General features: G+C 55.9%; 12 protein-coding genes. 5 read left to right on the top strand and 7 right to left on the bottom strand.

Annotated features, from left to right (window positions below; translation table 11 throughout):
• Positions 1–67: 67 nt before the first annotated feature.
• The 4 genes from R0135_RS10270 to R0135_RS10255 are packed head-to-tail and all read right to left on the bottom strand — an operon-like array spanning position 68 to position 4,449.
• A complete protein-coding gene (locus R0135_RS10270; RefSeq protein WP_407346747.1) occupies positions 68–991 on the bottom strand; it encodes a sulfotransferase family protein in 924 nt (307 codons plus the stop codon).
• A 2-nt stretch (positions 992–993) separates the two neighbouring features.
• Positions 994–2,316: a lipopolysaccharide biosynthesis protein gene (locus R0135_RS10265; RefSeq protein ID WP_407346746.1), complete on the bottom strand. Its 1,323-nt coding sequence runs from the start codon at positions 2,314–2,316 to the stop codon at positions 994–996.
• Positions 2,309–3,559 (bottom strand): glycosyltransferase family 4 protein, encoded by a 1,251-nt coding sequence (locus R0135_RS10260; RefSeq protein ID WP_407346745.1) that lies wholly within the window; start codon positions 3,557–3,559, stop codon positions 2,309–2,311. The genes R0135_RS10265 and R0135_RS10260 overlap by 8 nt, the downstream gene beginning before the upstream one ends.
• Positions 3,556–4,449 (bottom strand): DUF6492 family protein, encoded by an 894-nt coding sequence (locus R0135_RS10255; protein WP_407346744.1) that lies wholly within the window; start codon positions 4,447–4,449, stop codon positions 3,556–3,558. The genes R0135_RS10260 and R0135_RS10255 overlap by 4 nt, the downstream gene beginning before the upstream one ends.
• 333 nt (positions 4,450–4,782) lie before the next feature.
• Between R0135_RS10255 and R0135_RS10250 the strand changes: the two genes are divergently transcribed.
• Together R0135_RS10250 and R0135_RS10245 are read left to right on the top strand one after the other, a co-directional pair.
• Positions 4,783–5,481 (top strand): sugar transferase, encoded by a 699-nt coding sequence (locus tag R0135_RS10250; RefSeq protein WP_407346743.1) that lies wholly within the window; start codon positions 4,783–4,785, stop codon positions 5,479–5,481.
• Between the two features lie 63 nt (positions 5,482–5,544).
• Positions 5,545–6,453, top strand: a complete 909-nt coding sequence (locus tag R0135_RS10245) for a DUF3667 domain-containing protein (RefSeq protein WP_407346742.1) — start codon at positions 5,545–5,547, stop codon at positions 6,451–6,453.
• On the opposite strand, the gene R0135_RS10240 is transcribed toward R0135_RS10245, so the two are convergent.
• Positions 6,446–7,912 carry an FAD-binding domain-containing protein gene (locus tag R0135_RS10240; protein WP_407346741.1) on the bottom strand — a complete coding sequence of 489 codons (1,467 nt, stop codon included), beginning with the start codon at positions 7,910–7,912 and terminating at the stop codon, positions 6,446–6,448. The genes R0135_RS10245 and R0135_RS10240 overlap by 8 nt on opposite strands.
• Positions 7,909–8,907: a GIY-YIG nuclease family protein gene (locus R0135_RS10235; protein ID WP_407346740.1), complete on the bottom strand. Its 999-nt coding sequence runs from the start codon at positions 8,905–8,907 to the stop codon at positions 7,909–7,911. Before R0135_RS10235 ends, R0135_RS10240 begins: the two co-directional genes overlap by 4 nt.
• Positions 8,908–9,096: 189 nt before the next feature.
• Here R0135_RS10235 and R0135_RS10230 point away from each other — a divergent pair, with 189 nt between their 5' ends.
• Both R0135_RS10230 and R0135_RS10225 read left to right on the top strand, forming a co-directional pair.
• Positions 9,097–9,417: a DUF6482 family protein gene (locus R0135_RS10230; RefSeq protein ID WP_407346739.1), complete on the top strand. Its 321-nt coding sequence runs from the start codon at positions 9,097–9,099 to the stop codon at positions 9,415–9,417.
• A complete protein-coding gene (locus tag R0135_RS10225) occupies positions 9,389–9,532 on the top strand; it encodes a hypothetical protein (RefSeq protein WP_407346738.1) in 144 nt (47 codons plus the stop codon). Before R0135_RS10230 ends, R0135_RS10225 begins: the two co-directional genes overlap by 29 nt.
• Before the next feature lie 71 nt (positions 9,533–9,603).
• Here R0135_RS10225 and R0135_RS10220 read toward each other — a convergent pair whose 3' ends face one another.
• Positions 9,604–10,134 carry a TIGR02281 family clan AA aspartic protease gene (locus R0135_RS10220; RefSeq protein ID WP_407346737.1) on the bottom strand — a complete coding sequence of 177 codons (531 nt, stop codon included), beginning with the start codon at positions 10,132–10,134 and terminating at the stop codon, positions 9,604–9,606.
• Between the two features lie 183 nt (positions 10,135–10,317).
• Here R0135_RS10220 and R0135_RS10215 point away from each other — a divergent pair, with 183 nt between their 5' ends.
• Complete coding sequence (locus tag R0135_RS10215; protein WP_407346736.1) at positions 10,318–12,615, top strand: glycerol-3-phosphate 1-O-acyltransferase; 2,298 nt, start codon at positions 10,318–10,320, stop codon at positions 12,613–12,615.
• The last annotated feature ends 20 nt before the right edge of the window (positions 12,616–12,635 follow it).

Raw genomic sequence — 12,635 nt, 5'->3', positions numbered from 1 at the left:
TGCTGCATTGCATATTGCAAGACCAATATTTGCAAAATGCAACAACAGTAGATGCTTTTGGCCCGGTTCAGACCGCTTGGTAGTGCGCAGACCAGGGCGGGGCGCTGATTCCCAGTGCCTCTATGCGCTGTGCGTCTTCGGCAAAGTGCCTGCGCAGCGCCTGCTCAGTTGCTGCGCTCAGTGGGAGAGGGTCTTTGCGTTTGTGACTGTTCCAGCGTTCATAGAGAAATCGAATCCGACCCTGCTGCTGTGGTGGTACCAGGCCCCACAAGCCACTGATGATGGAGCGCTCGCGCAGCCAGACACGCAGGCCGTGGGGTACGCGTGCGCCGCCGCCGCCCGCATGCATCACCTCGCCCAGGCCGCGCGGCTGGAATTCGCCGGGCAGATCCAAAAAAGCTAACACCCGCTCAAGAACTCCCCGGGGGTCGTCTTCCAGTTCGTTCGTGTAAAGCACTAGCAGTTGCTTATCGGCAAAGTGCTGACGATAACGCTCCAGAATGCGGCCGTACTCGCTCCACACCAGATAAAAATCGCTCTCTGATTCGTAACCATTGCTGTGGGTAGGTGCCACGCTCTTGCGTGCGCTATGCAGCGCCTCAGCAGAAAGCCGGTCATTCATTGCTTCATCAAACGAGCGGGTTTCGGTGTTGCGCCGCAAGGCCATGCGAAAGTGCGAGCGACTACGGTCAATAGGATCGCGAAGCACTGCGATCAGTTTGGTGCTGGGCATGAGTGCTGCAATACGCTTGGGAATATCTTCATCAGCCATGTACTGGGGGCTGGCTTTGCCCCAGAGCTTGTTATCAGCGCTGCTGTAGTAGCGATCTGCAAAGGAGTCCCAGGCTTGTGGGCCGCAGTCTTCGTTGGTGAAGAAGGGAACCTCTTTTTCGATGGGCATGCTGATACCCGGATGCTGCCTGAGTAGTTCGAATAAGGTGGTAGTTGCGCACTTTTGGGCGCCAATAATGACAAAATCCAGAGTTTTCATAGTTATTTGGATCCAAGCTTATAGATGTGGCGGCGCACTGCCAGGTAGCTGCAGACGTTGCGCAGAGCAATGCCGCCAGCGATCGCTGCCGCTATACCGTTTGCCCCAAAGGACAGACCCAGGGGGACTGCAAGCAGGATGGTTGCCGTGCAACTGGCAATGAGTAAGCGAAATTCGAGATGCGCGGCACCACTCATATTCAGTAGCACGCCGGACAAGCCGGTGGCGGCGTTGAGCAGTTGTCCACCGCAAAGCAGGACCAATAGCGGTAGCAAGGCGCCGGGGCTAAGGCTGAATAGCTTGGCCAGTGGCTCGGCCAGTGCCAGCATAAGCACGGCGGCCGGCACAAAGATCGCCAGTGAGATGCGTTGGGTTGTGGCCAGTAGCGCTCGAAGCGCGCCGCTATCTGCCACTGCGGCAGCCCGGGCAAAGCGTGGGCCGTATATAGCGGACAGCAGAATCAACAGGGTTGTGATGACGTTTAGGAGTTTATGCGCCACTGCATAGCGGCCAATGTCCTCTACGCTCACCAGCCAGGGCATGATCAGGAAAGGCAGTTGCAAGAACGCGATGTTCAGGAGTCCGTTGAGCCAGAAGTGCATGGATTCACCGCGCACGCTAATGGGGCTGGCACCATCGGCTGCGGAAGCACCAGAGCGGTTATCTGTATTGATACACCGCTGGCGTAGTGAGGTTGCCATCAGGATTAGCCCCAGCAGTAGCCCAATAACCGCCGAAGTGAGAATAGCTGTCTGGGAGACAGGAATGACGCCCAAGGCGATGAGCGCGCAGAGCCCCAGAATCATAACGGGCATGACGGTGTTTTCGAGAGTCACGGCCCACATTGCCTTGTCCAGCGCCTTGAGGGTTTCTGCAAACAGCCGTGTCAGTGCAAAGAGGGGCGCCGAGATTAAAATTGATGCCAATAGTGGTCCGGCCTTCAGGCCCAGAGCATCGGCAAATCCCGAGAAAACAAGAATGAGCGTAAATGCAGCGAGTGCTGCCGCGTACATCAGAATATGTTTGCTGGCTCTGATTAGCCCGCGTGTGAGCGCCGAGCTATTGCTACTGTTAAGGGAGTGATCGCGCAGCGCCCGGGTGGGTTCGCCCGCTCCGACGAGCTCGCCCAGAAGGCTGCCCCAGGCCATATGCAGCTGCAGCGCACCAATTCCCGCAGGTCCCGCCAGCGCGCCCACGGCGATTTGCACCGCCATTTGAGCAGCCATACCGGTTCCGCGGCTCACCGCCAGCGTCCCGGCACGCCACATTTTGCTGGCAAACCGGGGCTCTATGACGGTCCCAATACTGGTGGCGCTGTCAGGCATGCTGGAGTATTTCTGGCGAGGAGCCGCTACGTAGATCTTTGGCGTGTTTTTCTAAAAACGCATTGTCCAGCGCGTCATGCATGCTCGAGAACAGCTGACGCCAGGTGTAGCGATCACTAATGAGGCGTCTAGATGCGTCGCGCATACGGTTCCACAGCGTTTCATCAACGAGTAACTGCAGTGTAGCAAGCGCCATGTCGTCAGCATTTTTTGCAACGCTAAGGTGCCGATTGTTAATGTAGTCCACGCCTTCAGCGCCTACAGGCGTTGTCACCGTGGGAAGGCCGCGGGCCATAGCGTCGAGTACCTTTACCTTCATCCCACTTCCAAAGAGTAGCGGCGCAATAGATACGCGAGAGTCCTTGTAGACTTCCTGCAGGTCTTCTACAAAGCCGCGCAGACGAATATTGGGGTAGATCGCTACGGCGTCTATCAAGCGTTGATCTGGATTTTTGCCCACGACATCGAACTCCAGGTCGGGGTGTTCCTGCAGCAGTCGCGGCCAGACGCTTTCAATAAACCACAGCAGACCGACCACGTTGGCTTCCCAGCCCAGCAGGCCTACGTACATCAGTTTTTTGCGTGTCTGTGAGAACTCCAACTGCGGCAGTGCTAGCTGACTGTCGTCACCCAGGTGGTAGGTGTGGGAGATTTTGTTTGGGTTGATACCGCTCTCTACCAGGGTTTCGGTGTCGTTGGGGGATGCAAAGACCAGGTCGGCACGATCGGCTATCTTTTCTTCGGCACGACGTACGCGGCGTGATTCAGCTAGCGCAGCGACGCGAAATGCGGGATTGCCCGGGAGTCGCGCGTAGCGGTCCCATATCTGGTGATAAGCATTGTGCGCGTGATAAACCACCATGCCCTGATAGTTATCCGGCAGGTAGGCAGAAACTTCATAGTGGTCCAGAAAGATCACATCCTGCGATGGTGCAAGGCGGCGAACTTGCTGTGCGAGTGCTGCATCGTAGCTGCGGTGCACATTAAGTGGCTTGCCGCGAAGATAGCTACCCAGAAGGCTTTTTCCCGAGCGGGGTACATTTACACGTCTATGTATATGGTCGACGCAAGGCGATTGCTTCTCGAACGCTGGACGATGGTCTGCGTCGTCAAGCTTCAGCGGAGAAACCAGAGTGACTTCGTACCGTTCCGCGAGGGCTTCCAGGAGCTTGAGGCTTTTGACCTTGCCGCCGCTTTGCGGTGGGTAGGGGAGTTCCGGGGTGATAAACAGAAGCTTTTTCATAGTGCGAGTCCCTCCAGAGGGCGTAAGCTCGAAGCGTTCAGGTCACGCACAATGCGTTGCTCGTCCTGATCACTGAGCCCGAGATTTGATTGAAGCAGAACGGCGACGGCGCGTTCTTGTAGTGGGTTTGTGCCATTTGCCAGAGCGTCGGCTTCTTCTTTGAACCAACAGCAATGCACCGGATCCTGATCACAGGAAAAGTGCCCGCTTTTGTCTATCCCAACAACGACATCAACGTAGGCGCCGTACAAAATGTATTCAGATACTTTAAGAGCCCGCGCTACACCTTGGTACCAGGGGCGGCTGTGTTGATCTTCCAGATGCTGTTGGAGTCCCTCCAGATGACTGCGTCGCCAGGTGATTAACTGGCCGATGTAGTCATGACCAAAGTATTGTTTTTTGGCGCCAATCAAGTCTGCGGCTTTGTGGTGCCACAAAAGGTGCTCGCCAGTGTCTTTTGCTCCCGCGATTCTATGCAGTCGCAGTTGGCCATCGTGAACCACGTTGTCGCGGCTAAAGGGGCGAACAAACTGCAGGTCCGAGTCAGCAAAAATAATGAGCTCGGCGCTGCTGACGAAGTTGGCTGAAAGTTTTGTCACTTGTTGCATAACCCAGCCGCGCACGGGCCAGGCACGACTATCGAGCCACCAGCGGGTGCTTTTGGGGAGCTGCCAGAATTTGCCAGGCACGACATCCTCCACGGCAACGACATTTCTGCGCCCATTAGACAGGGTGCGAAACAGAGCTACGTCCCTGGCGGGTACCACCAGCCAGTGGGCAATATCGCCGCTGACCCAGCGATCGACAGAGCGGCACAAACGCTCGCAACGCTGGTAGTCGGGTGCATAAGAGCAGGTGATCATGCTGAGCTCTTCGTGATGTGTTGGCATGGCTTTGTCGTCCCTTGGTATTCGTGCAGTACACTACGCAGAGTACGTGCCAGCCGAGCTAAATCATCAATTAATCCTTTAGAATTCAATAGTTTATAATTATATTGGCTGCTGTTTTGCTGCTCCTGGTATGACATCCCGACGCAATATTTTTGTTGTGCATCGCAAAATGCAACTGCTTATGCAACTTTGCGAGTGCGTGCTTGAGCTGTGCGTGGGTCCTGTAAAAAAATAATTATATAAAACAATGGCTTAAAATTTATTTAGCACATGGCACGGTGGTTGCCCTATGAGTTGTATAGAACGTAATACGACTTATCTGGAGTAACTGACATGACCGCGCTTATCCGACCTGGCGAAGCAATTACCGCGGGCACACAACTTTTGGCCAGCAGCTACACAGGCTGGCTTCGTGATGCCCACGACGGTGTGTATCCTTTGATTAAACGCAGCATAGATCTGGCGGTGAGTTCGCTGGCGCTGCTGCTGCTTTTTCCTTTGCTGTTATTCACTGCGCTCGCGGTAAAGCTCGAGTCTGCTGGCCCGGTGCTGTTTTCTCAAACGCGTATCGGCCGGCGTGGACGTCCCTTTAAGTGCTGGAAGTTCCGCTCAATGTATATAGATGCGGAGGCGCGCAAATCAGACTTGCAGGCGCACAACGAAATGCATGGCGGCATGACATTTAAAATGAAGCGGGACCCGAGAATCACCCGGATTGGCCGCTTTATCCGTAAAGCTTCCATCGATGAGCTGCCCCAGCTATGGAATGTATGGATTGGCGAGATGTCGCTGGTCGGTCCGCGTCCTCCGGTCCCGGCTGAGGTTGCGCAGTACACGGCGATGGATCGTCTGCGACTCTCGGTCAAGCCAGGCATCACCTGCATCTGGCAAGTTAGCGGCCGCAGTGATATTCCTTTTGATGAGCAGGTTCAGCTCGATATTCGCTACATTCATGAGCGTTCTTTATGGATGGATATTCGCTTGCTTTTCGCAACGGTGCCCGCCGTTCTCTTCGCCCGGGGTGCTTACTAAGTTTTGATCTACTGCCACTGTTAGACTGGCGGCTACTCAAATTCAGTCGGGGAGTCGTTCAGCGTGGAGGCGTCCACAACACACTGTCGTAACTGTGATGCGCTCATCGATGGGCAGTACTGCCGCAGCTGCGGTCAACGTGAGGGTCGCGGCGATCTTCACTTCGCAGAGGCGGCGACCGATATCCTGGGCGATGTGTTTACCTGGGATTCCCGCGTGTGGCGGACGCTGTTTCCCTTATTGTTCCGCCCCGGCTTTTTGAGCGCCGAGTTCAATGCGGGTCGACGCATGCGCTATATGCCGCCGTTTCGCCTATACATCGTAGTTTCCTTCCTTATGTTTCTAATGATCTCTCTGACGGCCGGAGATGCGGTTGTCTCTGGCGAATGGGACGAGGAATCCACTGAGTCGGTGGTGACTCTGGGCGTCGACGTGGATGTAGATGCGTCCACCGAGGGAGTGGCCGGCAGCGATGCGTCAGCAGCGTCAGACAAGGATAAAGTCACCATTAATCTCATGGAGGATGGGCCGGCTTGGGTGCAGGCACTGGAAAAACGCATGGAAGCCAATGCGCAGCGAGTCAAGGAAGACCCCCGGGATTATGTTGATGATTTACTGGATCATCTACCGCAGGTCATGTTCGTGATGCTGCCCCTGTTTGCTCTGTTGTTAAAGCTGGTCTACTTTTTCTCGCCCTATCACTATCTACAGCACCTTGTATTTGCGCTGCACTACCACACCTTTGTTTATCTGCTTTTTCTCATATCCTCTGCCGTAGAGGCCGTCAGCTGGAACGTTGACGGCCTGTTTTCGATTTTACTGATTGTTTACCTGCCCCTGGCACTACACCGATGCTATGGGAGCAGCTGGGGTGCTGCCATCGGTAAATCCCTGGCCTTACTGCTCAGTTATACGATCGCCTTGTTTATAGGAATGGTGGCCGCTGCTATTGCTGTGTTGGCCGCTATGTAGCGCTTTGGTAGCGTTTCTCGATGTGCCGCGAGAGGATGCGTTTTCTTTCCTGGCGGACAATAGCGTCGTCCTTTAAGGCCCAGAGCTTGTCTCGGGCGCTGCGATAGGTGTCACTAACATCCACAATCGGTGGGTTGTAGGGTTTGCTATCCAGTCCATAGATTATCTGTTCCATAGGACTGAGGTCCCAGGGTCGATGAATCATTGGGGCCGGAACCTCTGCAAGCTCTGGCACCCACTGTCGAATAAATGAGCCGTCGGGGTCGTGTTCTTGTGACTGTTTTACCGGGTTATAGATTCGGATGGTGTTGATGCCGGTGACTCCGGCCTGCATCTGTAGCTGGGCAAAGTGAATACCCGGTTCAAAATCCAAAAATAGTCCTGCAAGATGCGCGGCGCCAGCGCGCCAGTCCTGCCACAGGTGGTGGGTCAGAAAACTCACAAGCATGGCTCGGGAGCGAAAGTTGACGTAACCCGTAGCCACCAGACAGCGCATGCTTGCGTCGATTAGTGGATAGCCGGTGTTGCCTTCTGCCCATGCTTTGATGCGCTCGTCGCACCGTGGTCGTGGATGGGCCAAATATCCACGGTTGATATCTTCGTGCTCCATGCGGCACTCCATTTCAAACTTTTGAATGAAATGACAATGCCAGTGCAAACGCGACTCAAAGGCTTGAAGTGCGCGACTGGGTCCGCCACGGCTCTGCGCCGCGCCCAAGGCTTGATATACCTGTCGAATACTGAGATTCCCCCAGGCCAGATAAGGCGACAGGCGAGAACAGCTTTCGCGGCTGGCCAGGGGTTTCGAGATGTTTCGGGCGTAGCCGGAGATGCGTCTTTGCAGAAAGTCATCCAACGTAGCCTGGGCCTGGCTCTCTCCTCCTTTTTGAAAGTTTTGGTCGGCGCATTGCCAGCTTTGCGGCACGTCCTGCAGATAAAAAGGAGCGAGGCTCTGTGCGCTTTGCGCGTCTACGCGCAGCGCCGAAAGATCTGTATTTGCACAGGGTCGGTTCATCTGACGTCCCCAATCCCGGTTCCAGCCTTTGCGATTGCGGCGGCCTCGTTGCACGCCGTTGCAGGCGAACTCCTGCCAGGGTATCTGGTGGTGACTTAGCATTGCCTTGATATCGCGATCCCGGGCAAAGGTTTTAGCCAGGCCGGTCTCTTCATAGGAAAACACACGCTGCAGCTGCCCGTCGTTGAGCAGCTTGGTAAAAATCTCCCGTGGGTCGCCCAGACAGACATGTAAAGCGCTTGCCCGCGGGCCAAGCGAGTCTCGCAGATCCTGTAGCGATTCCCACACAAAGCGCCAGTGTCTATCTGTGTAATGCGGATCCGATAATAGCTCAGGCTCGAAGCAGTACAGCAGAATGACCGGAGAGCCCGCGTTTAGCCCAGCACACAGCGGCTCGTGATCCCGTAGGCGCAGATCCCTCTTTAGCCAAACCAGGGAGTTCACGCGATGGAGGCTGCCCGGCCATTCGCGACCGACTTCTGGGCGTTTGACTGGCCTGTGTTTATGGCTTCTAAAGATATGGCAAAGGGGTTCTCGATCTTGTCGCCGCTGCGGCCATCCAGCAGGTGTCCGGCGCTTGCGCGCAAAGATCGGACGGCGATGCGATAGGTATCTCTATCAAAAATCAGATCGCAGTCACGTTTGGCGGCCTGACGGGCACGATCCCGTCGTTCGTAAGTTCCCAGGTAAGACCAGTGATGGAGTAAGTGAAACTGTCGTTTGGGCTGCAGAGCCAGTTCCTGGTCTACGGATTTGCTGCGGGTTCTTCTTTCTTCCACCAGCAATATGGGGCCGGAAAAAGGCCAGGCGGCGATACGTTGTTGTTCAAGCGCTGCGAGCAGTCGCGAATTATGCTCTTGGGGGCTCTCCTTGCCGGCGCAGGCGCCGCCGCAGCGTCCTATCTGATGCGCAAAGCAGGGGCCTTTACCCCGCTCGGCACCAAGCATGCGTAAGCACAGCCCCTGCTCCCGAGCGAGGCCTCGCAGCGAGTCATCGATGTGCCGCCGCGAGCGGAACAGGCCAAACACCGATTCGATACGCTCCCCCGCTGGGCAGAAGTCGCTGGGTACGACCTGCAGGAAGCCTTCGAGATCTTCCTGCAGGCGCTGGGTCCATAGCTTACGGCTCCGACGTTGGCGCCGGTTATAAAGAGGCGCCTCGGCTTTAATCGCCGCGTTTTCAATGAGCAATGCGCCCACTTCCCCTGCGGTTAACTGACAGTCCACCCGATCTACTGCCGACATCATGCGCTGCTGACGTCCCGGTTCCCGAGCGTCTGCAAAGTGACTGTTCAGCCGTGTGCCTATATCAATGCTTTTGCCTATGTACAGCAGTGCGTCATCTTCACTATAAAAGCGGTAGACGCCGGGGCAGCGGGGCGCTGCCTCAAGGACTTCGCCGTTGCAGCTGAATCGTGTTTTGTGTCGATCGATGAGCATGAAGTTCTGACTTTTTTCCTAGGCGTAATGGTGCAGGAATTTTTGCGCGAGGACTTGAGCCGAGAGCTCTGCGTCCATATTTTGTCAGTATGGTCGCAGATCACGGGCTGTTTTTTGCGAATTTATCGACGAATTCTGAGCTCAATCGCGGCACACTGTCGCACTACACGACAGGTATAGGGTGGTTTTATGAAGGCAACGCTTAAGGAACTGCGGTCTAAGCAGCTTGACCGGATTGTCGTGGAATCCGTGGACTTAAGTTTGTATATCGCGCATGCGGACGTGAGTGGCCAGCGAGTATTGATCGTTGCTCCCGACGGCAAGCCTCTAAAAACGCGTAACCTTCTGGATATGAAGTCTGCGCTGGCCGGTTTGCGTGGCGTGGACATGGTGTTGATTCAGCGTAGCGCCTACGACGAAATGGTCGGGCAGTCGTTTGTGCCTACGGACAACGCGCTGGAGGTTTCTCTGGCGCCCGGTTTTGAAAGCCTCCCAAGCTGGCAGCACTGACGGCGGGGCTCTCGCAGACGGCGGATGGCGGCTCGGCGCCGCTTTGCTCGAGCGTCCGTCGAGCGCGCTGTTTAATGCTCTGGCGCTGATGGAGATGCGCGAGCAGCTCGAGTGAAGTGGGGTTGAGCCGCCAATTCGAGATCGAAGCAACTAGAGACGATCCCTCGAGCCCGCGATCACGCTTTTCTAAGCCTCGGGATATTGCCGAAGCGTCAGGGTATTGCCGCGCTGCGTAAATTCAATGTGCTTGAGAAAGCTCATCCCCAGCAACACCTCGCGCATCTGCAGGCCCGGCGTGATCGAGGCTTCAACGTTCTGTAGCCGGATATCGCCCACCGCTACTTCCTCAAGACGCGTCAAATAGCTGCGCGTGCTTCCATTGGCCGTATTCGTGCGTATTGCTCGTCCCCGGGGCAGCGAAAGGCGTTCGGCCAGCGCTGCAGGTATGGCAACGCCGGTAGCACCCGTGTCCAGTAAAAAAACCACTTCTTCTCCGTTTATCGTGCCGGTACTGAGGTAGTGCCCCATGCGGTTTCGCCGCAGCTCTACCTCGCGTACGCCCTCGGCAGTCACTGCCGTGTTAACGCTGCGATTGGGGTTACGCTGTCGATCGAGTGCGTCGCTGAAATACATGGTTAGCAGCGCCATGATCGACAGCCAGGCAAAGACCTGCATCGTTCGGCCCATGCGCCGGCGCTCATGCCTTGGATCATCCACGGTCGCGTGTTACCTCTTGAGAGTATTTGAGTTGGTACGTGCTCTGTACAACATAGACCAGTTTAGGGATGCATAGTTGCCGTCCCGCGACAGTCTCTTGACTGGTATGATCAGTTTCGGATTGTTCGACACAATGCATAATAAAAAACCAGCCGCGCATCCCGCGGATAAAAGGGCCTACCTATGACAAGCCAGCCCTGGCAGAAATTGAAAGCAAGCGAGCGTGTAATCGCGGTACTTGACGTTGCCCATGGCGTGGAGCAAAAACACATCGAGCAGTTTTTGCGCGACTCCATTGCCGAGTATGGCATTGGCGCTGAAGTGCATGAGTGTGTGTTGCCCATCGTGCGGGATCGTGAAAACCCTGCGACCACGGCTTTGGTGCCACTGCTTGATTTACCCGGGGACACATTGGTGTTTCCTTTGCGTGTGGTGTGGCGAACCTCCCTGCAGGAAAAGAGCACGCGGCCACGGCCTCGGGACCTGCTATTTGGTAACCCCAGACGACCGGGCCCATCCCGTTCTCGACGTATCCTGCGCCAGCACCCCGAGCGGGTGGTCTGTATCGCGGGAGAGCCGGCGACCATTGATCAATTGCGTGATCGCCTGCAGCAACTCCAGGGTGCTGATGTAGATACCGATACCCTGGCCTCCTTTGTCGCAGGGCAAGCCGGGCTTGCTTTGGATGTGGCCGAGCGTCGCTTGCAGGGCAGCCGCTATAAGGTGCCTCGTCGCGTTGCGAATAACCTCTTGGCCAGTGCCAAGTTCCGCTCGGCGGTGGAGTTGGTGTCGACAGAGACCGGTCGCGGCATGGATGACCTCATGCACGAGTCTGAGGAGATTATGCGTGAGCTCATTGCCCGGCCTCAGCCGTTTTGGCTCGATGTGATGGCGCAGCTCAATCACTGGGTCATGCGCCTGGGCTACGACGCCGACGTTGTCATCGACCAGGAGGGCCTCCAGCGGGTCAGGCAATGGTCCCGGGAGTACCCCACGGCGCTTCTTTGGACGCACAAGACTCATGTCGATGGTTTTGCTGTTAACGCGATGTGCGCCGACAACGATTTTCCGGCGCCGCATATTCTCGGTGGTGTGAACATGGCCTTTGCGGGCCTGGGTTTTGTCGCCAAGCGTGCCGGGGCAATTTTTATTCGCCGAAGCTTTCAGGATGATTTACTTTATAAAGCTGTGCTCCGTCAGTACATCGGCTATTTGATGGAGAAGAGATTCCCACTGTCCTGGGCGTTTGAGGGTACTCGCTCGCGAGTCGGTAAGTTAATGCCACCGCGCTATGGATTGCTCAAGTACGTGATGGATTCGGCGCATGCCACCGGCGCCGAGAACTTACATATCATCCCTATCTCCATCAGCTATGACATGATCGGAGACGTCAAGGATTACGCCGCCATGGAAGGTGGGGCCACCAAACGCCCGGAGAGCCTGAGTTGGTTTATTGGCTACTTGCGCGGTTTGCGTCAGCCTATGGGCAAGATCTACTTCAATTTTGGGGAGCCGGTGGTGCTTCCCAAGGCGCCATCTCCGGAGGATCCCCGAGAGTTACAGCGCGTCGCCTTTGCCGTTGGGGTGGCCGTTAACAAAGTTTCTCCCATTACTCTCCCGTCGGTTATCAGCATGGTGCTTTTGGGCTCAGCCCCCCGAGCGCTGACCACCGATGAGTTGCGTTCTGAGGTTGTGGCGCTCACGGATTGGGCGCGCAAGCGGGGCATTACCTTGACCCGGGATCTGGATGAACAGGATCCCGCGCAGGTGTCTGATCTCACAGGCAAGATGATTGCCAGCGGCTTGCTCACGCGTTACGACGATGGCCCCGAGCAGGTCTACACCATTGCCGCTGAGCAGCACGGTGTGGCGAGCTATTACCGCAATATGGTGATTCATTATTTCCTTAATAAATCCATCATCGAGTTGGTGCTAGTAAATATGGCGCAGCTTGAGCAAACCGGCAGTGATGCCTTTTGGGAAGAGGCGGAGCGTCTTCGGGATTACTTTAAGTTCGAATTCTTTTACGCGCCTAAAGAGGAATTTCGCCGTGATGTCAGCGATGAACTGTCTCGATATCAGCCGGCCTGGGAGGCAGCCATTGACGAGCCTGGGGCACCGTCAGCAATTTTCTCGCGGCTGCAGCCGCGTATGGCCCACGCCGTGTTACTGCCTTTTGTTGAGGCTTATCGCGTGGTCGCTGACGTGGTCGCAAGACAGCCGCTTGGTGACCCGCTGAGCGAGAAAGACTGTGTACAGAAGTCCCTCGCTTATGGTCGCCAGGCTTATTTGCAAAGACGTATCAGTTCCGAGGCATCCATTGGCAAGCTGCTGTTTAGTAATGCCTACCGGCTGGTAGATAATCTTGATTTGGCGGCCGGTGAAGGCGACGATCTGGCGGAGCGTCGCTTGCAGCTGGCGCAGAACTTCCGTGAATTACAACGACGTATTGAGCGTGTTCGCGCGGCAGCGCTGCCCTGATACTCGTTCAAACATACAAG

Source organism: Congregibacter variabilis (genome assembly GCF_045689235.1).
GTDB classification, from domain to species: Bacteria; Pseudomonadota; Gammaproteobacteria; order Pseudomonadales; family Halieaceae; genus Congregibacter; species Congregibacter variabilis.
The sequence above is the reverse complement of the archived record's forward strand: the minus strand, read 5'-3'. Positions and strand labels throughout refer to the sequence as shown.

Coding starts and splice junctions, on each gene's coding strand:
- R0135_RS10270 (WP_407346747.1), bottom strand. CDS start 991: ATGAAAACTCTGGATTTTGTCATTATTGGCGCCCAAAAGTGCGCAACT.
- R0135_RS10265 (WP_407346746.1), bottom strand. CDS start 2,316: ATGCCTGACAGCGCCACCAGTATTGGGACCGTCATAGAGCCCCGGTTT.
- R0135_RS10260 (WP_407346745.1), bottom strand. CDS start 3,559: ATGAAAAAGCTTCTGTTTATCACCCCGGAACTCCCCTACCCACCGCAA.
- R0135_RS10255 (WP_407346744.1), bottom strand. CDS start 4,449: ATGCCAACACATCACGAAGAGCTCAGCATGATCACCTGCTCTTATGCA.
- R0135_RS10250 (WP_407346743.1), top strand. CDS start 4,783: ATGACCGCGCTTATCCGACCTGGCGAAGCAATTACCGCGGGCACACAA.
- R0135_RS10235 (WP_407346740.1), bottom strand. CDS start 8,907: ATGCTCATCGATCGACACAAAACACGATTCAGCTGCAACGGCGAAGTC.
- R0135_RS10230 (WP_407346739.1), top strand. CDS start 9,097: ATGAAGGCAACGCTTAAGGAACTGCGGTCTAAGCAGCTTGACCGGATT.
- R0135_RS10215 (WP_407346736.1), top strand. CDS start 10,318: ATGACAAGCCAGCCCTGGCAGAAATTGAAAGCAAGCGAGCGTGTAATC.